The 24,178-nt window shown below is 70.4% G+C and carries 19 protein-coding genes and 2 riboswitches; of the genes, 6 read left to right on the forward strand and 13 right to left on the reverse strand.

The genetic code is table 11. From position 1 onward, the window contains the following. Window positions 1-6: 6 nt before the first annotated feature. From NH287_RS00100 to NH287_RS00135, 8 genes are all read right to left on the reverse strand, one after another. Window positions 7-2,121 (reverse strand): dipeptide ABC transporter ATP-binding protein, encoded by a 2,115-nt coding sequence (locus NH287_RS00100; RefSeq protein ID WP_253033966.1) that lies wholly within the window; start codon window positions 2,119-2,121, stop codon window positions 7-9. Beyond that, complete coding sequence (locus NH287_RS00105; protein ID WP_253033967.1) at window positions 2,114-3,040, reverse strand: ABC transporter permease; 927 nt, start codon at window positions 3,038-3,040, stop codon at window positions 2,114-2,116. Before NH287_RS00105 ends, NH287_RS00100 begins: the two co-directional genes overlap by 8 nt. A 2-nt stretch (window positions 3,041-3,042) precedes the next feature. Continuing rightward, complete coding sequence (locus tag NH287_RS00110) at window positions 3,043-4,026, reverse strand: ABC transporter permease (RefSeq protein WP_253033968.1); 984 nt, start codon at window positions 4,024-4,026, stop codon at window positions 3,043-3,045. 141 nt (window positions 4,027-4,167) lie between these two features. Beyond that, entirely contained in the window at window positions 4,168-4,734 is a 567-nt protein-coding gene (locus tag NH287_RS00115) for a hypothetical protein (protein ID WP_253033969.1), read from the reverse strand. Continuing rightward, window positions 4,731-6,452 carry an ABC transporter ATP-binding protein gene (locus NH287_RS00120; protein WP_253033970.1) on the reverse strand — a complete coding sequence of 574 codons (1,722 nt, stop codon included), beginning with the start codon at window positions 6,450-6,452 and terminating at the stop codon, window positions 4,731-4,733. Before NH287_RS00120 ends, NH287_RS00115 begins: the two co-directional genes overlap by 4 nt. Beyond that, a complete protein-coding gene (locus NH287_RS00125) occupies window positions 6,449-7,384 on the reverse strand; it encodes an ABC transporter permease (RefSeq protein ID WP_253033971.1) in 936 nt (311 codons plus the stop codon). The genes NH287_RS00120 and NH287_RS00125 overlap by 4 nt, the downstream gene beginning before the upstream one ends. Continuing rightward, on the reverse strand, window positions 7,374-8,303 hold the full coding sequence (locus NH287_RS00130) for an ABC transporter permease (protein ID WP_251580251.1): 930 nt from the start codon (window positions 8,301-8,303) through the stop codon (window positions 7,374-7,376). The genes NH287_RS00125 and NH287_RS00130 overlap by 11 nt, the downstream gene beginning before the upstream one ends. A gap of 185 nt (window positions 8,304-8,488) precedes the next feature. Continuing rightward, window positions 8,489-10,129: an ABC transporter substrate-binding protein gene (locus NH287_RS00135; RefSeq protein WP_253033972.1), complete on the reverse strand. Its 1,641-nt coding sequence runs from the start codon at window positions 10,127-10,129 to the stop codon at window positions 8,489-8,491. 195 nt (window positions 10,130-10,324) lie between these two features. Here NH287_RS00135 and NH287_RS00140 point away from each other — a divergent pair, with 195 nt between their 5' ends. Further along, window positions 10,325-11,122: a CPBP family intramembrane glutamic endopeptidase gene (locus tag NH287_RS00140; RefSeq protein WP_253033973.1), complete on the forward strand. Its 798-nt coding sequence runs from the start codon at window positions 10,325-10,327 to the stop codon at window positions 11,120-11,122. Window positions 11,123-11,336: 214 nt separating this feature from the next. Beyond that, the gene (locus NH287_RS00145) at window positions 11,337-12,359 is read left to right on the forward strand and encodes a hypothetical protein (protein ID WP_253033974.1); all 1,023 of its coding nucleotides are present in this window, start codon (window positions 11,337-11,339) and stop codon (window positions 12,357-12,359) included. Between the two features lie 50 nt (window positions 12,360-12,409). Here NH287_RS00145 and gcvP read toward each other — a convergent pair whose 3' ends face one another. The 5 genes from gcvP to NH287_RS00170 all read right to left on the reverse strand — a co-directional run bounded on the left by gcvP (window position 12,410) and on the right by NH287_RS00170 (window position 19,616). Beyond that, window positions 12,410-15,199 (reverse strand): aminomethyl-transferring glycine dehydrogenase, encoded by a 2,790-nt coding sequence (gene gcvP / locus NH287_RS00150; protein WP_374209344.1) that lies wholly within the window; start codon window positions 15,197-15,199, stop codon window positions 12,410-12,412. A gap of 53 nt (window positions 15,200-15,252) precedes the next feature. Next, on the reverse strand, window positions 15,253-15,633 hold the full coding sequence (gene gcvH, locus NH287_RS00155; RefSeq protein ID WP_064001792.1) for a glycine cleavage system protein GcvH: 381 nt from the start codon (window positions 15,631-15,633) through the stop codon (window positions 15,253-15,255). Next, window positions 15,630-16,748 (reverse strand): glycine cleavage system aminomethyltransferase GcvT, encoded by a 1,119-nt coding sequence (gcvT, locus tag NH287_RS00160; RefSeq protein ID WP_253033976.1) that lies wholly within the window; start codon window positions 16,746-16,748, stop codon window positions 15,630-15,632. The genes gcvH and gcvT overlap by 4 nt, the downstream gene beginning before the upstream one ends. 11 nt (window positions 16,749-16,759) lie before the next feature. Continuing rightward, the gene (locus NH287_RS00165; RefSeq protein WP_253033977.1) at window positions 16,760-18,124 is read right to left on the reverse strand and encodes an L-serine ammonia-lyase; all 1,365 of its coding nucleotides are present in this window, start codon (window positions 18,122-18,124) and stop codon (window positions 16,760-16,762) included. A 74-nt stretch (window positions 18,125-18,198) separates the two neighbouring features. Continuing rightward, window positions 18,199-18,292, reverse strand: a riboswitch (glycine riboswitch). Further along, window positions 18,293-18,378: riboswitch (glycine riboswitch) on the reverse strand. A gap of 65 nt (window positions 18,379-18,443) precedes the next feature. Beyond that, window positions 18,444-19,616: a MarP family serine protease gene (locus NH287_RS00170; protein ID WP_253033978.1), complete on the reverse strand. Its 1,173-nt coding sequence runs from the start codon at window positions 19,614-19,616 to the stop codon at window positions 18,444-18,446. 141 nt (window positions 19,617-19,757) lie between these two features. On the opposite strand from NH287_RS00170, the gene NH287_RS00175 reads away from it, so the two are divergent. Genes NH287_RS00175 through nadC form a run of 4 tightly spaced genes read left to right on the forward strand, consistent with a single transcriptional unit; the run spans window position 19,758 to window position 24,177 of the window. Beyond that, window positions 19,758-20,435 carry an NUDIX domain-containing protein gene (locus NH287_RS00175; protein ID WP_253033979.1) on the forward strand — a complete coding sequence of 226 codons (678 nt, stop codon included), beginning with the start codon at window positions 19,758-19,760 and terminating at the stop codon, window positions 20,433-20,435. 15 nt (window positions 20,436-20,450) lie between these two features. Continuing rightward, a complete protein-coding gene (gene nadA, locus NH287_RS00180) occupies window positions 20,451-21,779 on the forward strand; it encodes a quinolinate synthase NadA (protein ID WP_253033980.1) in 1,329 nt (442 codons plus the stop codon). Next, on the forward strand, window positions 21,776-23,320 hold the full coding sequence (nadB, locus tag NH287_RS00185; protein WP_253033981.1) for an L-aspartate oxidase: 1,545 nt from the start codon (window positions 21,776-21,778) through the stop codon (window positions 23,318-23,320). The genes nadA and nadB overlap by 4 nt, the downstream gene beginning before the upstream one ends. Next, complete coding sequence (nadC, locus tag NH287_RS00190; RefSeq protein ID WP_253033982.1) at window positions 23,320-24,177, forward strand: carboxylating nicotinate-nucleotide diphosphorylase; 858 nt, start codon at window positions 23,320-23,322, stop codon at window positions 24,175-24,177. Before nadB ends, nadC begins: the two co-directional genes overlap by 1 nt. The last annotated feature ends 1 nt before the right edge of the window (window position 24,178 follow it).

The following is a 24,178-nucleotide window of genomic DNA, read 5'->3' on the forward strand; positions in this document are numbered from 1 at the left end:
CAGGGGTCAGGTGACGACGAGGACGTTCTTATCGACGTGGTGGCAGGAGACCTCGACGCGGCCGTGCCGCGCCAGCTCGGGGTACTCCCCCAGGCAGAGCCGCTGGTCCTCTTCGGGGAGGAGTCGGAACAGCGGGCACCGAGTGCGGAAGCGGCATCCCTGGATCTCGACGGCCGGGCTCGGCAGGTCGCCGTCCAGCAGCACGCGCTCCCGGGTGCGCTCGATGTGCGGGTCCGGGATGGGAGCCGCCGACATGAGCGCCTGGGTGTACGGATGCCGGGGGTTGCTGAAGACCTCGGCGATCGGGCCGGACTCGACGATCCGACCCAGGTACATGACCGACACGTCGTCGGCCAGCTGACGGACCACCGCCAGGTCGTGTGCGACGAAGACCATCGACAGGCCCAGGCGGTCGCGCAGGTCCTGCAGCAGGTTGATGACACCTGCCTGGATCGACACGTCGAGGGCCGAGACGGGCTCATCGAGGACGAGCACCTTCGGGTTCGTCGCGAGTGCTCGCGCGATGCCGATGCGCTGACGCTGACCGCCGGAGAACTCGTGCGGGTAGCGATCGGCCATCGCGGGATCGAGCCCCACGAGTTCGAGGAGCTCGACGACGCGCTCGTCGCGCTGCGCCTTGGGGACGTCGTGCACGAGGAGCGGCTCGGCGATGACCTCGCCGATCGGAAGGCGCGGGTCCACGGCGGCGGCGGGATCCTGGAAGACGATCTGGATGTCGCGTCGCAGGTCGCGTCGACCCCTGCGGGTGAGCGACGCGACGTCCTTGCCGTCGAACGTGATCCGTCCCCCCTGCGGCGCGGTGAGCTCCATCATCTCGAGGATGGTGGTCGTCTTGCCGCATCCGGACTCCCCCACCAGGGCAAGTACGCGACCCTCCCGCAGGTCGAAGGAGACGCCGTCGACGGCCTTGACGTCGCCCACCCGGCGACGGAACACGCCGCCGCGGTAGAGCGGGAAGTGCCGCTTCAGGTCGCGTACCTCGACGATGGGCGCCTCTGTGGTCTCCGCCACGACCTCGGCCGGCAAGGGCTCGGGACGGGGGAAGATCTCGGAGCGCCGCAGCGTCCCCTCCGCCAGCTCATCGGAGCGGTGGCAGGCGGCCGACTGACCGACCGCACGCCCGGCGGGGACGAGTTCGGGCTCGACATCATGGCACACCGCGATCGCGGCGGGGCAGCGCGCCGCGAAGGGGCAGCCCTTCGGAAGCGATGCGAGGGACGGCGGACGCCCCTCGAGCGGAACGAGTCGTTCGGTCCCCGCGGTGCGGATGTTCGGAACGGACCGGAGCAGACCGACCGTGTACGGCATGACCGGCTCGCGGAAGATGGTTTCGACGCTGCCGTACTCGACCATCTTGCCGGCGTACATCACGCCGACGTTGTCGGCATGACCGGCCACGACACCGAGGTCGTGGGTGATGAGCGACACGGCTGCGCCCGTGATGCGCTTCGCCTCCTCGAGGACTTCCAGGATCTGCGCCTGGATCGTGACGTCGAGGGCGGTCGTCGGCTCGTCCGCGATGATCAGGCGCGGGTTGTTGGCGATCGCGATGGCGATCATCGCCCGCTGACGCATGCCGCCGGAGAACTCGTGCGGGAACGCCTTGGCTCGACGTGGGGCATCGGGGATGCCGACGATCTTCAGCAGTTCGACGGCGCGCGCCGCGGCCGCCTGCTTGCTGAGGGCGGAGTCGTGCAGGCGCAGCGCCTCGGCGATCTGGTCGCCCACGGTGTAGACGGGGGTCAGCGCAGACAGCGGATCCTGGAAGATGATCGCCAGTTCGCGGCCGCGGATGCCGGAGAGTCGCCGGTCGTCGAGGGTGAGGAGGTTCTGTCCCTGGAACAGGATCTCCCCCTCGACCTGCGCCGTGTCGGGCAGGAGACCCATGACGGCCAAAGAGGACACCGACTTTCCGGACCCGGACTCCCCCACGATGCCGAGGAACTCGCCCTCGTGGATCGTGTAGCTCACATCGCGCACGGCGCGCACGGGCGACCCGTCGCGCTGGGGGAAGGTCACCGACAGATTCCGAACCTCGAGGATCGGGCGTCCCTTGTCGCGAGCGGACTCCTCGACCGAACGCAGCAGTTCGTCAACCACGGTTGGCTCCAGACGTGGGATCGATGGCGTCGCGCAGAGCGTCGCCGACGAGACTCAGGCTCAACAGCAGGACGACGAGCGTGCCGGCGGGGAAGACGAACAGCCAGGGGCGGGTCGCGGCCGCCGTGTTGCCGGCGGCGATCAGCGTGCCGAGGGACACCTCGGGCGCCTGCACACCGAACCCGAAGAAGCTGAGGCTCGTCTCGGCGAGGATCATCGCGCCCACACCCAACGTCGCGTCGATGATGAGCAGCGAGGCGACGTTCGGGACGACGTGGCGGGTGACGACGGACCACGTGCCGAAGCCCATGTACCGCGCGGCCTTCACGAACTCACGCTCGCGCAGCGACCGTGTCTGCGAACGGATCACCTGCGCCATGATCATCCAGCCGAACAGGGCGAGGAAGAAGGTCATGACGATCCAGCCGGACTCCCGGAAGAAGGGGAACAGTAGCACCAGGATGAAGAAGGCGGGCAGCACGAGCAGCAGGTCGATGAACCAGGCGATGACCTTGTCGCTCCAGCCGCCGACGTAGCCGGCGATGGCGCCGACGAAACCGGCGATGAGCGTCGCGAGCGGACCGGCGACGAATCCGACGATCAGCGAGATGCGCAGACCGGCCATCGTCTGAGCGAACAGGTCGTAGCCGAGGGTGTCGGTGCCGAACGGGTGCGCCGGGCTCGGCCCCTGGTTGAGGGAGAAATAGTCGCGCGTCGTGTGCGAGATCGGCCAGACGAGCGGCCCGATCACCGCCCACAGGATGATCGCCACGAGCACGGTGGAGCCGATCCAGAACTGCTTCGACGAGCGCAGCCGCTGCCAAACCAGGCGTGAACGGGTGAGCGGCTTGCGAGGCTTCTGGTCGGCGGAGACCGAGAGCTCGGCGACCTCGGCGGATTGTTCGAGAGGGATGACCATGATTACCTCCGCACGCGCGGGTCGAGGGCGGCGTACAAGATTTCGGAGAGGGTCGACGAGCAGAGGATGAGGACGGCGACGAACATCGTCGAGCCGGCGACCGCGTTCACGTCGTCCTGCTGCACCGCCTGGATCGTCAGCTCGCCCATCCCGTGCCAGCCGAACATGATCTCGAGCATCGTCGCCCCCGCGACGAGGGTGCCGAAGCTGTACGCGAAGAACGTCGACATGGGGATGAGGGCGACGCGCACACCGTGCCGGACCAGAGCCGACCCGCGCGTGCGGCCCTTCGACCGCGCAGTCCGGATGTAGTCAGCACCGAGCACGTCGAGCATCGCGCTGCGCTGGTACCGGCTGTACGATGCGGCGGCGCCGAGGATGAGGACCAGGGTGGGCAGCAGGAGGTGTGAGAGCCGATCCCCCAGCTGCGGCCAGAACTCGTTCGGGATGCCCGGCGAGTACTGACCCGTGAACCGGATGATCTGCGATCCCGCCGCCTGGTTGAAATAGGTGGCGAGGATCATGAGCAGGATGGCCATGACGACCGTCGGCGTCGCGAAGAGCAGGTAGGACGCTGCAGTGACGATGCGGTCGCTCGTCCGGTACTGGCGCACGGCGCCCCACACGCCGAGGATCACGCCGAGGATCGCTCCGATGATCGAGCCCACCAGGAGCAGCTGCAGACTGACTCCCGCACGCGTGAAGATCTGCTCGACGACGGGCTGATTACCGGTGGTCAGACCGAGGGATCCCTGCGTGAAGAGGTTGCCGAGCCAGCGGAAGAGCCGGAGCAGCAACGGGTCCTCGGGATTGACACCCCAACGGTCCAGGATCCCGTCGATGGTCGACTGCGGCACCGGAGGGTTCCGCTGAAGGAACCGGCGTTCGGGGACCAGTCCGATGCTCGCGAGCACGTAGGCCATCGAGGTCGCTACGAGGGTGAGGATCGCGTAATTCAGGATTCTCCTGATCAGATACAACGTCACGCGTCTCGGGTGTCCTCTCCGACCGTTCCGGCGTCGAGGACGCCTTGCCTAACGGGGCTTCGCTGCCCCGCCCGCACAACGCTAACAAACATGCCCACAGATCCGTCGAAACGGTGAACAGTTCGTTTCACGATCTTTACTTCACGGATGCACAAGTGTCACAGAGGCGATCGTGAGGGCCGCGAGGGCGACTCCCACGAGGAGCGCGGGGACGTCCCAGTGCGAGGTCGCGACACGCTCGGAGGGCGTCGCCGCCTCGCGCAGCGCTTCCATGACCAGCGCCGCATCCGCCGACGGCTCGGGCGTCCGCGTCATCCGTCGGCGCGGGGGGAACGGTCCGCCCCAGCAGTCGATGCGCCGGCCGCCGACGAGGACGACACGCAGCTGCGCGGACTGCACGACCTCCTCGACCGAAGACCACGGCAGATCGTGGATGCGTAGCGCGTTGATCACCACGGTGCCGTCACGGTCGGCACGCACCTGCGACCGCCAGAAGAGCAGCCACGCCCCCCAGCCGATCAGCAGGAGCGGGGCGGTCCACTTCGCCAGGAAGAGCCAGCTCCCCCGCACCGCCGCATCCCCTAGGAAGAAGGCGAGCATCGCGACGACCACCCAGAAGGACAAGAGGGTCGAGGAGGCGCGGAACACCCGAGGGCGGAGGAAGCGAGCATCGCGCTCGCCTCCCCCGCCCTCGGTGTGGTTCGTCACGCACGCCCCCCGAGCGGGATGTCCGCACCGGGGATCGCGTCGAGGAGACGCCGGGTGTACTCCTGCGTCGGCGAGGCGAAGATCTCGTCCACCGTGCCCTGCTCGACGACACGGCCCTGCTCCATGACGCACACGAGGTCCGCCGCGACCCGGACGACGGCGAGGTCGTGGGTGATGAACAGGTAGGTCAGGTCGAGCTCGGACTGCAGCTCCGCCAGCAGGCGCAGGATCTGGTCCTGCACGAGCACGTCGAGCGCCGACACCGCCTCGTCGAGGACGACGATCGACGGCTTCAGGGCGAGGGCTCGCGCGATCGCGATGCGCTGACGCTGACCGCCCGAGAGCTCGTTCGGGTAGCGCCATGCGACCTCGCGCGGAAGCGACACCTGCTCGAGCAGCTCGAAGACGCGGTCGCGTCGGGACTTCTCGTCACCCACGCCGTGCACACGAAGCGGCTCGGCGATCAGCGCACCGATGCTGCGGAGCGGGTCGAGCGACCCGTACGGGTCCTGGAAGACCGGCTGCATGCGACTGCGGAGGGCGAAGACCTCCTTGCGGTTCATGCCCGAGGTGTCGGCACCGTCGACGATCACGGCGCCGCTCGTCGGCTGCTCGAGCTGGAGCACCATCTTCGCCACGGTCGACTTGCCCGACCCCGACTCCCCGACGAGGGCGAGCGTCTTACCCCGCGGGATCTGGAAGGAGACACCGTCCACCGCGCGGAACGGCTCGCTGCGGAAGCCGCCCGAGCGGATCTTGTACTCCTTGACGAGATCGCGCACCTCCACGACGGGCTTCGCATCGACGACCTCGTCGTGGTGCTCCACGCCGCGCCGTTCGGCGACAGCCTGGATGCGCTGCGACGCAAGGCTCGGGGCGGCGGCCACCAACCGCTGGGTGTAGGGGTGCTGGGGGTTCTCGAGGATGACGCGGCTCGGCCCCGCTTCGACGATCTCACCCTGGTTCATCACGACGATCCGGTCGGCGCGCTCCGCCGCGAGTCCGAGGTCGTGCGTGATGAAGAGGACGGAGGTGCCCTTCTCACGGGTGAGAGAGGCGAGGTGATCGAGGATGACCCGCTGCACCGTCACGTCGAGCGCGCTGGTGGGCTCGTCGGCGATCAGGAGCTTCGGGTCGGCCGCGAGACCGATGCCGATGAGGGCGCGCTGCCGCATCCCACCCGAGAACTGATGCGGGAACTGGTGCATGCGCCGTTCCGCATCGGCGAGCCCGGCCTGCTTGAGCACCTCGATCGCGCGCTGACGCGCCTGCCTGCGGCTGGAGGCGAGACCGTTGGCGCGCACGGCCTCCTCGACCTGGAAGCCGATCGACCAGACCGGGTTGAGGTTCGACATCGGGTCCTGCGGGACGTAGCCGATGTCGCGACCGCGGATCGACTCCATGTCGCGACGGCTCGCCTTCGTCAGGTCGACGCCGCCGAGCATGATCGATCCGCTCGTCACCTTGCCGGTGCCGGGGAGCAGGTCGATGACGGCAGCGGCCGTCGTCGACTTACCCGAACCGGACTCGCCGACGATGGCGACGGTCTCTCCCGCGAAGACGTCGAGGTCGACCCCGTGGAGGACCTGGCGCTCCTTCTTGCCGTTCGAGAAGGCGACCTTCAGGTCGCGGATCTGGAGAAGGGGTTGCGACACGACGCTCTCCTTGTGGCTGCCGCGCAGCGAAGCGCGGCTCGACGGGTTCTCGGTGGCGCTCATCGCTGGGCCCTCGACTTCGGGTCGACGGCGTCACGCAGGAGCTCGCCGAGGGTGATGAAGGCGAGGACCGAGATCGTCAGAGCGAGCGACGGCCACAGCAGGGCGAACGGCGCCGTGCGGATGGAGGACTGCGCCTGGCTGATATCCGCACCCCACGACACACCGCCGAGGCCGACACCGAGGAAGGACAGGGTCGCCTCCGCGACGATCGCGGTGCCGAGGCCGAGCGTCGTGACGACGATCACGGGAGCCATCGCGTTCGGGATGACGTGGCTGAGCAGTGTCCGGAAGCGCGACAGACCGATGGAGATGGATGCCGTCACGTAGTCGGACTGCTTCACCCGGAGGACCTCGGCGCGTGCAATGCGAGCCGTGCTCGCCCACGAGAATCCACCGATCGCGAGCGCGAGGACGAAGACGTTCTTGTACTCGGCGAGGACCGACATGACCACGACCGCCGCAACGATGTAGGGGATCGTGAAGAAGACGTCACCGACGCGCGAGAGCAGCGAGTCGAGGAATCCGCCGTAGAAGCCGGCCAGGGTGCCCATGATGAGACCGATGACCGTCGAGATCACGGTCGCCAGGACACCCACCGACATCGACACCCCCGTGCCGTGGACGACGCGCGACCAGATGTCGCAGCCGAGGTAGGTGAACCCCAAGGGGTGGCCCGCCTCCGGTCCGCCGTTGCTCTTCGCGAGGTCGCACGCGCCGCCCGACGGGGCGACGGAGGTGAAGAGGTTCGGCGCGACCGCCATGACGACGATCAGCAGCGAGAAGGCGATCGAGATCCAGAACGTCGGACGGCGACGCAGGTCGCGCCAGGCATCCAGCCAGAGGTTGCTCTTCTTCTCGGACAGGCGCAGCTGGTCGACCACCACCGTCTCGGTGCGGGTCGGCGCCACATAGTGCGTGGAATTACTTGACATAGCGGATCCTCGGGTCGAGCAGGCCGTACAGGAGGTCGACGGCCAGGTTCACCAGCACGTAGATGACGACGAAGATCGTGACGAAGGAGACGACCGTCGGGGTCTCGTGGCGGATGATCGCGTTGAAGAGGGTGTTGCCGACGCCGGGGACGTTGAAGATGCCCTCCGTCACGGTGGCGCCGACCATGAGGACACCGAACTGGGTCGCCGTGTCGGTCACCATGGGGATCATCGAGTTGCGGAGCACATGGACGGGGATGACCCGGCGACGCGGCAGGCCCTTCGAGTAGGCGGTGCGGACCCAGTCCTGCCCGAGCGACTCGATCATGGACGCACGCGTAAGACGCATGCTCGACGCGTAGATGCTGAGACCGAGGACGATCGCGGGCAGCCACAGGTCGCCCCAGTCGTTCTGACCGCCGACGGTCGGCTTGAACCAGCCGAGCTGCACGCCCAGGAAGTACTGCGCGAGGAAGCAGAGGACGAAGATCGGGATGGCGATGAAGATCAGCGCCGTCACGAGGGCGCCGTTGTCGAAGATCGAGCCCTTCCACACCGCAGACAGCGCACCGATGACCAGGGCGAGCACGAAGGCGATCGCGACGGACATGATGGCCAGGCGCATGGTGACCGGGATGGTCCGCGCGAGGACGTCGTTGACGCTCTGACCGGAGAAGGTGTTCCCGAAGTCGAGGCGGAGGACGCCGCCGAGGTAGTTCGCGTACTGGACGATGAACGGCTCGTTCAACTTGTACTGGTCGCGGATCGCGTCGATGACCGCCTGCGGCGGCTGCTTGTCGCCGAACAGTGCGGCGATCGGGTCGCCCGGGAGTCCGAAGACCATGTAGTAGATCAACAGGGTCGCGCCGATGAAGACCGGAATGACCTGAAGGATCCGTCGGAGGATGTAATAGGCCACCCTCGGCCCCCTTTCAGGGAAAAGACGTATCAGTGCTGACGCACGAAGAAGGGCCCCGCTCTGCGGCGCCCCTGTTCATCCATCCTCCGCCCGCCCCCTGTGAGAACAGTGAGACAGGCGGGTCACGCCACGAGGCGGTGACGGGTGACCGTCACCGCCTCGTGCGAGGTGATGCTGTGTGCGGGTTACTTGGTGATCTCGTAGTAGAGCGGCACCGAGTTCCAGCCGAACTCGACGTTCTGGACGCCGTCGGCCCAGCCGCCGTTCACGTTGGAATACCACAGCGGGAGGGCCGGGAGGTCCTCGAACAGGACCGACTGCGCCTCGAGAAGGGTCGCGTTGCGCGCGGCCTCGTCCGTCTCGCTGATGCCCTTGGCCAGCAGGTCGTCGAACGCCTTGTCCGAGTACTTGCCGTCGTTCGAGCCGGCCCCGGTCGCGTAGAGCGGGCCGAGGAAGTTGTACAGACCGGGGTAGTCGGCCTGCCAACCGGCGCGGAACGCACCGACCTTCTCGTTGTCACGGGCGTCGAGGTAGCTCGCGAAGTCCGGGAAGGGCTGGCCCACCGCGGTGATGCCGAGCGTGCCCGAGATCGAGTTCGCGACCGCGTCGACCCAGGTCTGGTGGCCACCGTCGGCGTTGTAGGCGATCGTGAAGTCCTCGCCGCTGTAGGGCTGAATCGCGTTGGCCTGGTCCCACAGCTCCTTGGCGAGCTCGGGGTCGTACTCCAGGACCTCATTGCCGGGGACCGAGTCGCTCCAGCCGTCGATGACGGGCGAGGTGAAGTCCTTGGCGGGGGTGCGGGTGCCCTTGAAGATGACGTCGGTGATCTGGTCGCGGTTGATCGCGTGCGAGATCGCGGCGCGGCGCAGCTTGCCCTCTTCATCGGTCTGGAAACCGTCGAGCCACTCGGGGATCGTCAGCGACTGGAAGATGGCGGCGGGCTGGTTGACCGCGCGGCCGTCGAGGTCGGACTCGTAGGTCTCGAGCGCGCTGTCCGGGATGGCGTCGAGCACGTCGAGGTTGCCGGCCTGAAGGTCCTGGTACGCGGCGTCCTGCGTCGCGTAGAAGACGATGTCGAGACCGCCGTTCTTCGCCTTGCGAGGACCGTCGTAGTCCTCGTTCGGGACCAGGTCGATGCGGACGTCGTGCTGCCACGCGCCCTCCTCGGCCAGCTTGTACGGGCCGTTGCCGATCGGGTTCTCGCCGAACGCCTTCATGTCCTCGAACGCGACGTCGGGGAGCGGGAAGAACGCCGAGTAACCGAGACGCTGCGCGAAGTCGGATGCCGGCTTGTTCAGCGTGATGGTGAAGGTGTGGTCGTCGACCTGCTTCAGACCGGTCAGCTCCGAGTCCTCCTCGTAGCTGAAGCCCTCGATGTCCTCGAAGAAGTACGAGGCGTTCTGTGCGTTCGACAGCAGGGCGCCGTAGTTCCACGCCTTGATGAAGTTGTCGGCCGTGACCTCTTCACCGTTCGTGAACGTCAGGCCCTTGCGGATCTTGACGGTGAGCTGCGTGGGCGAGTCCGTGGTGATCTCTTCAGCGACGTCGTTGACGACCGAGCCGTCGGCCTCGTAGGAGATGAGCCCCGCGAAGATCGAGTCGACGACCTTGCCACCACCGGTCTCGTTGGTGTTGGTGGGGATGAGCGGGTTCTGGGGCTCGGACCCGTTGGTCGTGATGACCGCATCCGTCGAACCGCCGGTGCCCTCGGTCTCGGTACCGGTGCCGCCGCCGGAGCTGGCGCAGCCGGCGAGAACCAGGCTGGTGGCGCCGAGCAGGGCGAGGCCCGCGACGCCGATCTTGTTGCGCTTCAAAGTGTCCTCCATGAGACCTAATGAAAGCCCGGGTCGAGGCTTCGCGACCCAGGCGTGATGAGAAGCACACTAAGCAGCTTGAGCGCAATGCGACAAATCTCCCACAAGACCGTTACACAGCCTTTACTTGAGAAGCCGTCGATGAAGCAGTCTGATCGGTGGGCCCACCGGCATCCCACTCATACGAAGTCGTGCCATTCTGACCGGATGGCAGCGTTCACGGACCTCCCCACGGATTCCTCTCCGCGGCGGCGGGCACGCCTGTGGTGGGAGATCGTCATCGTCCTCTCGCTCTCGCTGGGGCGCTCCGCGGTGTACTCCGTGCTCTCGCTGATCGAGGCGCTGGCCCGTGCACCCCTGAGTGACCAGCAGACCTCGCTCAACCCGGGCGCCGCGCCGTCGGAGGTGTGGGATGTCATCTCGCAGTTCCTGTCGGCGCTGTTCGGTTTCGCCCCGGTCGCGCTCGCGATCTACCTGCTCTGGGAGCCCGCCCGGTCGGGCTTCGCGAAGATCGGCCTGACGTTCGAGCGATTCGGCCGGGGCCTCGGCGGCGGCGTGCTGCTCGTGCTCGTGATCGGCGTCCCGGGCCTCGTGCTCTACGCCGTCGGGCGCGAACTCGGGATCACCGTGCAGGTGGATGCCTCGCCGCTGGACTCGTCCTGGTGGACCGTGCCCCTGCTGCTGCTCGCCGCCCTCCGGGCGGGGCTGCTCGAGGAGGTCATCATGGTCGGCTACCTGTTCGACCGCCTGCGCCTGCTCGGCTGGAACACCTGGACGATCATCCTGTCCACCGCGGTGCTGCGCGGCTGTTACCACGCATACCAGGGGTTCGGTCCCCTGATCGGCAACATGGCCATGGGCGTCGTGTTCGGCTGGGTGTACTCCCGCTGGGGCCGCGTCATGCCGCTCGTCGTCGCGCACGTGCTCATCGACATCATCGCCTTCGTCGGGTACCCGCTCGCCGCCGCGTGGTGGCCCGGGGTGTTCGGCCCGCCCGGCGGCTGACGCGCGGCATCCCGGGCCTGGGTCTTTTTTCCGCGAGACTGCACGGGCGGGCCGAGACGGCGGCGCGGCGCAGCTGTCTCGCGCGTCGGGTGCAGTCCCGGGGGGGGATCGGTGAGGCGGGGCGGTTCCTCCACCGCGGGCGCGGCGGGCGGGGTGTCCACGGGGTGGAGCGCAAGAGGGGCGGTGCCGGGGGCGGGTCTGGAGCATCAGGGGTATGCCCGCGATCGCCCGCCCCCTGCCCTTCGTCCGTCCCGCGCCCGTCGCCTGCCCCGTGCCGCTCCTGCGGGCGCGGGACGTTCCGCACGCCGCGCGCGTCGCGGCTCGCGGCGAGCTCGTGTCCGTCGTGCGCGGGGTGTACGCGCCGGCGGGGTTGTGGCGACGGCTCGCTCCGTGGGACAGGTACCTCGCGCGCATCCACGCGACACTCCTCACGCACCCGGGGCTGGTGCTGAGCCACGAGTCGGCCGCGGCGATCTGGGGGATGCCGGTGCTCGGCGACCCCGGCGTGGTCCACGCTCTCGGCGACCCGACCCGCACCTCGCGCCTGCACGCCGGCCTCCGGATGCACACGACGACGGGAGCGCGGGACGTCGTCGACCTGGGCGGGTTCGCCGCGGTCGCACCCGCGGACTGCGCCGTCGACCTCGCGCGGGCTCGGCACGTGGTGGTGGGGCTCATCGCGGCGGACGCCGCGCTGCGGCTGGACCCGGCGGCATCCGTCGAGTCGCTCGTCGAACAGAACGAGCATCGACCGAGTTCGCGGGGGCGCCGCATCGCCCGGTGGCCCCTGCATCGTGCCCGCGCGGATGCGGAGTCGACGCTCGAGTCCGCGAGCCGGGCGATCATCGAGCTGCTCGGCTACGAGGAACCCGAGCTGCAGACCGAGTGGAGCGGGCAGGGCGCGACCGACCGCACCGACTTCTGGTGGCCGGGAGCGGGAGTCGCCGGCGAGGCGGACGGCGACCTGAAGTACGACGGCCGATTCGGCGACCCCGGGTCGTTGTTGCGCGCGCGCCGCGAGCGGGACCACCGCCTTCGGTCAAGAGGCATCCGATCGGTCGTGCACTGGGGATGGTCCGATGTCGCCGACCCCGATGCGCTGGACGGCATCCTGCGCGGCGCGGGCGTCACGCGCGTCGCGCTTCCCGACGCGTACCGCCTCGCGACCGCCCGGACCGCCCTCGGCTCTCGCCACCCCGCCGCGAGACTGCACACGCGCGCCGAGATCGGGGTCTGAACCCGCTGTCTCGACGGCCGTGTGCAGTCTCGCGGAAATGGGCGCGGGGGTCAGGCGAAGGCCTCGATCGGCGGGCAGGCGCAGACGAGGTTGCGGTCGCCGTAGGCGTTGTCGATGCGACGGACGGGCGGCCAGTACTTGGTGCGCACGATGCCGGGCACGGGGTACACGGCGGTCTCGCGCGGGTACGGGTGCGCCCACTCGCTGGTGATGACGGATGCCGCCGAGTGCGGCGCGTTCACCAGCGGGTTGTCGTTCGCCGGCCACTCCCCCGCGGCCACCGCATCCGCTTCGGCCCGGATCGCGATCATGGCCTCGACGAACCGGTCGAGCTCGGCGAGGTCCTCGGACTCGGTCGGCTCGACCATGAGCGTTCCCGCCACCGGGAACGACATCGTCGGCGCGTGGAAGCCGTAGTCGATGAGCCGCTTGGCGACGTCATCGACCGTGATGCCGGTGGCCTTCTTGAGCGGGCGCAGGTCGAGGATGCACTCGTGCGCGACGAGTCCGCCCTCCCCCGCGTACAGCACCGGGTAGTGCCCCTCGAGCCGCCGCGCGACGTAGTTCGCCGCCAGCACCGCCGCGGCGGTCGCCTGCCGGAGCCCCTCGGCGCCCATCATGCGCACGTACGCCCACGAGATCGGCAGGATGGATGCCGACCCGTAGGGCGCCGCCGACACCGGACCGCCGTCGAAGACGTGTCCGCCGGCGTGCTCGGCGCGCTGCGCCATCGGGTGCGAGGGCAGGAACGGCGCGAGGTGCGCCTTCGCCGCCACCGGACCGACGCCGGGCCCGCCGCCGCCGTGCGGGATGGCGAACGTCTTGTGCAGGTTCAGGTGCGAGACGTCGCCGCCGAGATCGCCGAAGCGGGCGAACCCGAGCAGCGCGTTGAGGTTCGCGCCGTCGACGTACACCTGACCGCCGGCGGCGTGGACGGCGCCGGTGATGTCCATGACGTCGTGCTCGTAGACGCCGTGCGTCGACGGGTAGGTGATCATGAGCGCGGCGAGGTTGTCGGCGTGCGCGGCCACCTTGGCGCGCAGATCGGCCAGGTCGACGTTGCCGGCCTCGTCGCACGCGACGACGACGACCCGCATCCCGGCGAGGACGGCGGATGCCGCATTGGTGCCGTGCGCGGACGACGGGATGAGGCAGACGTCCCGGTGCACGTCGCCGCGGGAGTGGTGGTAGCCGCGGATGGCGAGCAGGCCCGCGAGTTCGCCCTGCGAGCCGGCGTTCGGCTGCAGCGAGACCGCGTCGTACCCGGTGACCTCCGCCAGCCACGCCTCGAGCTGCTCGATCATGACGAGGTAGCCGGCGACGTCGTCCGCCGGGGCGAACGGGTGCACCCGGGCGAACTCGGGCCATGAGACGGCCGCCATCTCGGTCGCCGCGTTGAGCTTCATCGTGCACGAGCCGAGCGGGATCATTCCGCGGTCGAGCGCGTAGTCGCGGTCGGCGAGCTGCTTGAGGTAGCGCATCATGGCGGTCTCGGACCGGTGCGTCGTGAACACCGGATGCGTCAGATAGTCGTCCGTGCGGCGGAGCGCCTCCGGCAGGTGGGCGTTCCGGTCGCGCAGCGGCACGAACACCTTCGACGAGTCGACGCCGAAGACGGATGCCACGGCCTGCAGGTCGGCGACGGTCGTCGTCTCGTCGACGGAGACCCCGACCGAATCGCTGTCGCGGAACCAGAGCTGGTAGCCCCGGCGACGCGCATCGGCGATGACGTCCTCAGCGCCGCCCGGAGTGCGGACCACGAGGGTGTCGAAGAAGGCGTCGTGGAGCACGTCGGCGCCGGCCTGGACGAGCCAGTCGCGCAGCAGCGACGCCTTGGCGGTCGTCTCCTCGGCGATCCGCTTCAGCCCGTCGGGGCCGTGGTAGACGGCGTACATCGACGCCATGACGGCCAGCAGCACCTGCGCGGTGCAGATGTTGGAGGTCGCCTTCTCGCGGCGGATGTGCTGCTCGCGGGTCTGCAGCGAGAGTCGGTACGCCGGCGCTCCCGACGCATCCATCGACACGCCGACGAGACGGCCGGGCAGCTGACGCTCGAGCCCCGCGCGCACCGCCATGTACCCGGCGTGCGGACCGCCGAAGCCCATCGGCACGCCGAAGCGCTGCGTCGTGCCGACGGCGACGTCGGCGCCCATCGAGCCGGGCGAACGCAGCAGCGTCAGAGCGAGCAGGTCGGCCGCGACGACGACGAGACCCTTGTGCGCCTGCACGGCGGCGATGATCTCGGAGGGATCCCAGACCCGCCCGGTCGCGCCCGGGTACTGGACGAACGCACCGAAGGCCTCGGGGACCTCCGCGAAATCGGTCTCGACGATCTCGACGCCGACGGCGGCCGCGCGGTGGTGCAGCAGCGCCTTGGTCTGCGGCAGGGCGTCCGCGTCGACGAGGAACACGTTCGATGCGGACTTCGAGGCCCGGCGGGCCACCAGCATCCCCTCGACGACGGCGGTCGACTCGTCGAGCATCGACGCGTTCGCCGTCGCGAGCCCGGTGAGGTCGGTCACCATCGTCTGGAAGTTGATGAGCGCCTCGAGCCGGCCCTGCGAGATTTCGGGCTGGTAGGGGGTGTACGCCGTGTACCAGGACGGGTTCTCCAGGACGTTCCGCTGGATGACGGACGGCGTCAGCGTGTCGTAGTAGCCGAGGCCGATCATCGCTCGCGCCGAGCGGTTCTGCGACGCGAGGTCGCGGAGCTCGGCGAGGGCCTCGGCCTCGGTCGCGGCGGGCGGGATGATGCTCTCGCGCTCGGCGACCTGGATCGCGTCGGGGACGGCGGTGCCCATGAGGTCGTCGACGGACGGACGCCCGAGGACACGGAGCATCTCGGCCTGCGCGGCCGAGTCGGTGCCGATGTGGCGATCGCGGAAGGCCGAGCTCACGCCTCGCCGCCCGTCAGCGCGACGTAGGCGTCGCGGTCGAGGAGGTCGCCCGTGGGCGCGCCGTCCACGCGGATCTTGACGAGCCACGCGTCGAACGCGCCGGCGTTGACCGAGGACGGGTCGTCCACGACGGCGTCGTTGATCTCGACGACCTCGCCGGTCAGCGGGGCGTAGAGCTCGCCCACCGACTTCGTCGACTCGATCTCGCCGCAGGTCTCGCCCGCGGTGACGGTCGTGCCGACGGCGGGCAGCTCGACGAAGACGACGTCACCGAGCTTCTCGGCGGCGTAGTCGGTGATCCCGACGGTCGCGACGTCGCCGTCGAAGGCGATCCACTCGTGCTCGGCGGTGTAGGACAGGGCGGTCAGGTCGGTCATTTCTGTCTCCGGTAGAAGGGCAGGGCGGTGACGGTCGCGGGGATGCGGGTCCCCCGGACGTCGATGGTCAGGGCGGTGCCCTCAGCGGATGCCGAGGGGTGGACGAGGGCCATCGCGACGGGATGGCCGAGGGTCGGGCTGAGGGCTCCCGAGGTGATCTCGCCGACGATGTCGTCGCCCGCGAGCACGGCGTAGCCGGCACGGCCGGCGCGGCGGCCGTCGGCGACGAGCCCGACGAGGACGGGCGCCTCGCCGAGGTCGCGGGCGGCGAGGCCGTCCCTGCCGACGAAGTCCTCCTTGTCGGCGGCGACGACGCGGCCGAGCCCCGCCTGTGCCGGCACGATGTCGCGCGAGAGCTCGTGGCCGTAGAGCGGCATCCCCGCTTCGAGGCGGAGCGTGTCGCGCGCGGCGAGCCCGGCGGGGACGAGCCCCGCGTCGCGGCCTGCGTCGGTGACGGCCTCCCACAGGCCCTCGGCGACCTCGTTCGGCACCATGAGCTCGAAGCCGTCCTCACCGGTGTACCCGGTGCGCGCGACGAACAGGCTGCGGCCCTGGAACGAGCCCCGCGCCCACGAGTAGTAGGTCATGTCCGCGAGCGCCGGTTCGACGCCCTCGACGCCCGCGGTCGACTCGAGGATGCCGCGGGCCGCCGGGCCCTGCACGGCGATGAGCGACATCCGGTCGGTGATGTCGTCGATGCGCGTGTCGCCCGCCGCGACGGCGGCGAACGCGGCCGCGACCTCGGCGCGATTGCCGGCGTTGGAGATGACGAGGAACTCGCCGTCGGCGATGCGGTACACGATGACGTCGTCGACGATGCCGCCGTCGGCGGCGAGGACGAGGGAGTACTTCGCCTTGCCGACCTTCATCGTCGACAGGCGGCCGGCCAACGCGCGGTCGAGGAACGCCGCGGCATCCGTCCCTTCGATGCGGAACTCGGCCATGTGCGAGATGTCGAAGATCCCCGCCGCACGGCGCACCGCGTGGTGCTCGGCGAGGTCCGACGTGTAGCGGACGGGCATGAGCCAGCCGCCGAAGTCGGTGAAGGACGCGCCGAGCCGCTCGTGCAGCTCGTGCAGCGGCGATCGCCGCGGCTCGGTCGTGGTCTCGGTCATGCCGTCTCCGCTCAACATTCCACGACGCTGACCGCGAGGCCGCCGAGCGCCGTCTCCTTGTACTTGCTGCTCATGTCCCGCCCCGTCTCGCGCATGGTCACGATGACCTCGTCGAGCGACACGCGGTGGGTGCCGTCGCCCCACAGCGCCATCTTGGCGGCGTTGATCGCCTTCGCCGCGGCGATCGCGTTACGTTCGATGCACGGGATCTGCACGAGACCGCCGATCGGGTCGCACGTGAGGCCGAGGTTGTGCTCCATTGCGATCTCGGCGGCGTTCTCGACCTGCCGGGGCGTTCCGCCGAGGACCTCGGCGAGTCCGGCAGCCGCCATCGACGACGCGGACCCGACCTCCCCCTGGCAGCCGACCTCGGCGCCCGAGATCGAGGCGCGCGCCTTGTAGAGGACGCCGATCGCGGCGGCCGTCAGCAGGAACGGCACGACGACCTCTTCGCGGGGGCGCGCCGGCGCGGCGTAGTGGGTCGCGTAGTGGAGCACGGCGGGGATGATGCCCGCCGCGCCGTTCGTGGGGGCCGTGACGATCCGTCCGCCGGACGCGTTCTCCTCGTTGACGGCGAGGGCCACGAAGTTGACCCATTCCTGCCAGAGCGCGGGATCGTCGCCGGTCGGGTCGTCGCGCCGCAGGCGCGCGTGCCAGGCCGGAGCCCGCCGCGGCACGCGCAGGCCGCCCGGCAGCATCCCCTCGCGCGCCGCCCCGGAGGCGACGCTGTCGACCATGACGTCGGCGAGGTGGAGGATGCCGGAGACGATGTCGTCGTCGGTGCGGGAGACCCGCTCGTTGCGCCGCTGGACCTCGGCCATCGAAAAGCCCTCGCGCTCGCAGTGGGCCAGGAGCTCCGCCGCCGTCTCGAACGGGAACGGCACGGGCGCCGCATCCGCCGTGCCGGCAGCCTCGCCGTCGCGGACGATGAACCCGCCGCCGATCGAGTAGTAGACGGCCTCGTCGAGGAGCACATCGTCCTCGTCCCACGCCTGCAGCCGCAGTCCGTTCGTGTGCGCGGGCAGGATTGTCAGCGGGTGCAGGACGATGTCGTCCTCGCACAGCGGCACGTCGCCCGTGCCGCCCAGCCGGACGCGACGCGCCTCGGCGATCGCGGCAGTGCGCTCCTCGACTTCGGCCGGGAGGACCTCCTCCGGCTGCAGCCCCTCGAGTCCCAGCAGCACGGCGGTCAGCGTGCCGTGGCCACGTCCCGTCGCCGCGAGAGAGCCGTACAGGTCTTCCCGCACCCGCGCGGCGCGGTCCGCGTCGATGCGCGAGACGAAGTCGGCGGCCGCGCGCATCGGACCCACCGTGTGCGAGCTCGACGGCCCGATGCCCACGGTGAACAGGTCGAAGACGCCGATGCTCAGGGACATCGTGTCGACCCGGCGGAGGGGTGAGGTGAGGGGAACAACGGAACTCCTGACGGCGCAGCGGGATGCGGGTGAGTTCCTCCCCCTCTGTCATCGGCCTGAGAGATTTCGCGGGCGATGCCCGCTTGCCCCGTCGGCGGGCACCACGAGGGTGCCGCTTTTCAGAGTGACCATGTCGGCTCGGTACGGGGGCCTGAGAGATTCCGGGGAGGGATTGCTCCTTCGGCAGCCACGAGGGCTTCTCCCGAGCAGACGCGATGGTCCGGTGTGCGGTTGTGAGCGCGAGCCTATCACCGGGGCCCGCCGCGCCGATACGGCCCGGTCAGTCCGTCGTGCAGGCGCCGGAGGAGACGGTCGCGTCGCCCGGCGAGACCTGGAGCGCGGGGCGCAGTTCGGCGGTCGTCATGGCGTACCCGCGGGTCGCGTCATCCTGGCCGCGGGCGAAGACCACACCCGCCACCTCGCCGTCCTCGGTGAGGAGGGGACCGCCCGAGTTGCCCGGACGCACGTTCGCCTCGAGGGCGTAGATCTCGCGCGGCTGCGAGCTGTCCTCGTAGATGTCGGAGACGACGGCGCTGCCGACCGAGAGGACGTAGGCGGCACTGCTCGTGAAGGGACCGCCCAGCGGGTAGCCCTGGACCGCGACGGGGGTCCCCGCCGCGACCGGGTCGACGATCTCGAGCGGTGCCGCGTCGAGGCCGTCGACGCTGATGACGGCGAGGTCGTCGATGGGGTCGAAGTAGACGATGCGGCCCTCCTCGGCATCCCGTCCCGGCAGTTCGACCAGCGGCTCGTCGACACCGGCGACGACGTGGGCGTTCGTGACGACGAGATCGGGCGCGGCGACGAACCCCGACCCGGTGAGCGACGCACCGCACGCGTAGGCGTTGCCGCTGATGCGGGCGACGGATGCCGCGGCCCGCTCGAGCGCGGGATCGTCCAGCGAGACGGGGGGCGCCGTCGGCTCCACCTCGGGCGCCAGGAGCTCCCCGACGCGCGGGATGCCCTCGTCGACGATGAAGCCGCGGAACTCGGCGAGCGCGGAATCCACCGCCGGCGGGGTGAGGGCGTCGAGGGCGCCCAGGACGCGGGACGAAGCGACGGCGGGGGCGACCACCGGCATCCCGGAGCCGACGATCGCGCCGCTCGTGAGCAGCAGCACGACGGCGGCCGCGGCGGTGTTCACGACGCCGCCGAGGATGCGGTCGAGCGGGGCGAGCCGCGCGCGGTCGACGCCGCGGCGGAGGCGTCTGCCGACGGCCGTCCCGAGCGCGGCGAGGAGGGCCACGATGCCGAGGGCGATGATCGCCAGCACGAGGCTGCGGTACTCCCAGCCCGTGAAGGCGGGCGCGATGACGGGGGTGAGCCACACGGCGACGACGGCGCCGAGAACGATGCCGACGAGCGTGCCGGCGGTGGCCACGAGACCCCGCAGGAGTCCGCCGAACAGCGCGGCGATGAGCACGAGCACGACGATGATGTCGACGACGAGCACGGCGGGCCTCCCTTGACGAGTCCGCCCGGGAGAGCCGGCGGTTCCTCCCGATCAGCGTAGGCCGCCGCTGCTGGGAAATCGGTTCGTGTTGCGGTTCTGGTCATGTCGACTCTAAGATCGACGTCGGCAGTTAAGGTCACTATGACAAGAACAACCTCCCCTCCCTCCATCGGCGTCGCCGTCTCGACCGTCATCTTCCGGTTGCGGCGCGAGGCCGACGACGCGCGCATCGAGCTCCCCCTCGTGCGACGCACCCGCGATCCCCACGAGGGTCAGTGGGCGCTTCCGGGCGGCTGGGTCGATCCCGCGGAGAACCTCGAGGCCACCGCGTCGCGCACCCTCGCCGAGACGACGGGTCTCGCGCCCAGCTACCTCGAGCAGCTCTACGCGTTCGGCGACGTCGGCCGCTCCCCCGGGCGCGTCGTGTCGATCGTCTACTGGGCGCTCGTCCGCGAGGACATCGCCCGGGCGACCGAGCAGCACAACGTGGCGTGGTTCGACGCGACCGCCCTTCCGGCGCTCGCGTTCGACCACAACCACATCGTCGACTACGCCCTCTGGCGCCTGCGCAACAAGGTGGGCTACAGCCGCATCGCGCACGGCTTCCTGCCCGACCGGTTCACCCTCGCCGAACTGCGCGAGGTGTACGAGGCGATCCTCGGTCGCCGGCTCGACCCCGCCAACTTCCGGCGGCAGGTCGAGGGGTCGGGCACCCTCATCCCTACCGACGACTTCCGCACGGGCAGCCACCGGCCCGCGCGGCTGTACCGCTACAACCAGGACGTCGAGCTGGCCGATCGCGGCCCGCTCCCGCAGTGAAGGACCCGAACCGACATGAGCGCCACCCCCGTCACCCTCCAGCCCCGCCCCGTGGACCCCAGGCCCGTGGATCCCAGCGTCGACCACGAGATCCAGGCGATCGTCGCCGGAGAGCTGACGACCGAGACCTGCACCACCGACCTCGCCGCAGGCCCCTGGACCTTCGACACCCGCCCCGGGTACGGGCCGGGCTCGTCGATGGGCGACGTCATCCCGACCGGGGCTCCTCGCCAGGGCGAGCTCCCCGCCGAGTACCGCGAGGCCGGCGAGGAGGAGCTCGCCGCACGGATCGTCGCCGCCAAGGCGACGCTCGGCGACCGCGTCGTGGTGCTCGGGCACTTCTACCAGCGCGAAGAGGTCGTCACCCACGCGGACTACGTCGGCGACTCGTTCCAGCTGGCCAACGCCGCCCTCGAACACCCCGAGGCGGAGGCGATCGTCTTCTGCGGCGTCCACTTCATGGCCGAGACCGCCGACCTACTCTCCCGTCCCGAGCAGTCGGTCATCCTCCCGAACCTGGCCGCGGGCTGCTCGATGGCCGACATGGCCGACATCGACCAGGTCGAGGAGTGCTGGGAGCAGCTCGCCGACGTCTACGGCGACATGGACACGCCGGATGCCGAGGGGCTGCTCCCCGTCGTCCCGGTGACCTACATGAACTCCTCCGCGGCGATCAAGGGCTTCGTCGGTCGTCACGGCGGAATCGTCTGCACGTCCTCGAACGCCCGCACGGTGCTGGAGTGGGCGTTCGCCCGCGGCCGGCGGGTCCTCTTCTTCCCCGACCAGCATCTGGGGCGCAACACCGCGAAGGCGATGGGGGTCCCGCTCGAGCGGATGCCGATGTGGAATCCGCGCAAGCCCCTCGGCGGATCGACCGAGGCCGATCTCGAGGACGCCCGGGTCATCCTCTGGCACGGGTTCTGCTCGGTGCACCGCCGTTTCACCGTCGACCAGATTGCCCAGGCGCGCGCGGAGCACCCCGGCGTCCGCGTGATCGTCCACCCCGAGTGCCCGATGGACGTCGTCGACGCCGCCGACGAGGCGGGGTCCACGGACTACATCCGCAAGGCCATCGCCGCCGCGACCGAACCGACGACGTTCGCGATCGGCACGGAGATCAACCTCGTCCAGCGCCTCGCGGCCCAGTTCCCGCAGCACGAGATCTTCTGCCTCGACCCCGTCGTCTGCCCGTGCTCGACGATGTACCGCATCCACCCGGGATACCTCGCGTGGGTGCTCGAGGGCCTCGTGGCCGGCGAGGTGCGCAACCGCATCCAGGTCCCGTCGGACGTCGCGGTTCCTGCGCGGGTCGCGCTCGAGCGGATGCTGGCGGCCAAGCCGTGACCACGGTCGTCGTCGTCGGTTCGGGGATCGCGGGCCTCACCGCGGCCCTGCACGCCGAGGCCGCCGGCTGCCGGGTCACCCTCGTGACGAAGGCGGCACTGACCGAGGCGAACACCCGCTACGCGCAGGGCGGCATCGCCGGTGCGCTCGCCCCCGCCGACCGCACCGCCGACCACGCGCGCGACACCCTCGTCGCGGGAGCCGGCCTCGCCGACCCGAGCGCGGTCGCCGTCCTGGTCGAGGAGGGTCCCGACCGCATCCGCGAGCTGATCGCGGCCGGTGTCGACTTCGATCGCGACGAGTCGGGAACCCTGCGGGGCGGGCTCGAGGGCGCGCACTCCTTCCCCCGCATCCTGCACGCGGGCGGCGACGCGACCGGCGCCGAGATCGAGCGCGTTCTGGTCGCCCGGGTGCGTGCGAGCCGGGTGAGCGTCCGCGAGCACGCGTTCGTGACGGAGCTCGTGCGCGAGGACGGTCGGGTCGCGGGAGTGGAGCTCCACGGCGGCGAGCGGATCGAGGCGGATGCCGTGATCCTCGCCACGGGCGGAGCGGGCGAGCTCTTCGCACACTCCACGAACCCGATCGTCGCGACGGGGGACGGCATCGCGCTGGCGGCGCGCGCCGGCGCCGCGGTGCGCGACCTGGAGTTCGTGCAGTTCCACCCGACCGTGCTCGCCGTCGGCGAGGCGTTCCTCGTCTCGGAGGCCGTCCGCGGCGAGGGCGCCGTCCTCCGCGACGAGGCCGGCCGGCGCTTCGCGCTCGAGGCGCACCCGGACGGGGAGCTCGGTCCACGCGACGTCGTCACGCGGGCGATCGCCGCCGCGATGGCGCGTCAGGGCGGCCGGCCCGTCCTCCTCGACGCGGCCGGCCTCTACAGCAGCGACCCCGACCGCCGCGCGGCGTTCCTCGCGGCGCGCTTCCCGACGATCGACGCCGCGGTCCGCGCGCGCGGCCTCGATTGGGCCCGCGAGCCGATCCCCGTCACCCCGGCCGCGCACTACCTCATGGGCGGGGTCGTGACCGATCTCGACGGCCGCACCGACGTCCCGGGTCTCTACGCGGTCGGCGAGGTCGCCCGCACCGGGGTCCACGGCGCCAACCGGCTCGCCTCGAACTCGCTGCTCGAAGGCGCCGTGTTCGGCGCTCGCGCCGGGACCGCCGCGGCGACCGACGCGGGGCGCCCCTGGCCCGTGCCCACGGGAGCGCCCGCATCGCCCGTCGTCGAGCCGGCGACCGCCGGCATCCCGCATCCGCCGTTCTCCCGGCGTGCACTGCAGGACGTGATGTGGGCGGATGCCGGGGTATCCCGCGACCGCACGGGGCTGATGCGCGCGGCCCGCACCCTTGCCGCGTGGCGGGCGGAGACGCCGGCACCGGCCACGGTCCGCGCTCACGAGGACGCGAACCTTCTGCAGGTCGCGCAGCTCGTCGTCGCCGCGGCGACCGCACGCACCGGATCCGTCGGGTCCCACCTGCGCACCGACGATCCCGCCGCCCTCGCCGCACCGACCGCCCGCACCGACCTGGAAGGCGCTGCCTGATGCTCTCCCCCGCCGTCATCGAGACGACCGTCCGCGCCGCCCTCGCCGAGGATGCGCCGTGGGGCGACCTCACGAGCGAGGCGCTCATCCCGGCATCCGCGACCGCGACGGCGGAGCTCGTCGCGCGCGAGTCCGGCGTGTTCAGCGGCGGTGAGGTCTTCGCAGCGGCCTTCGCCCTGACCGATGCGCGCGTGGCCGTCGACGTGCGCGCCGCCGACGGGACCCGGTTCGCCCCCGGCGACGTCCTCGCGGTCGTCACCGGGCCCGCCCGCGCGGTGCTCACCGCGGAGCGCATCGGCCTGAACTTCGCCCAGCGGATGTCGGGGGTCGCCACCCTCACGGCGCGTTACGTCGACGCGGTCGCCGGCACCGGTGTGCGCATCGCCGACACGCGCAAGACGACGCCGGGCCTGCGGGCGTTCGAACGCCACGCGGTCCGCAGCGGCGGCGGCGCAAACCACCGGTACTCGCTGTCGGATGCCGTCATGGCCAAGGACAACCACCTCGCCGTCCTGGTGCGCTCCGGGATGTCGGTGGCCGACGCCCTCCGCGACGCGAAGACGCGGCTGCCCCACACGACGCACCTCGAGGTGGAGGTCGACCGCCTCGACCAGATCGAGGCCGTGCTCGCCGCCGGTATCGGCACGATCATGCTCGACAACTTCTCGCTCGCCGACCTGCGGACCGGTGTCGCCCAGGTCGCCGGACGCGCGACGGTCGAGGCGTCGGGCGGCGTGTCGCTCGACACGGTCCGCGCGATCGCGGAGACCGGCGTGGACGTCATCTCCGTCGGCGCCCTCACCCATTCGGCGCGCGCGCTCGACCTGGGGCTCGACGTCCGCATCGACGAGGCCTGAC

It is taken from the genome of Microbacterium sp. CnD16-F (assembly GCF_024124465.1).
In the GTDB taxonomy this organism is placed as follows: Bacteria; Actinomycetota; Actinomycetes; order Actinomycetales; family Microbacteriaceae; genus Microbacterium; species Microbacterium gawkjiense.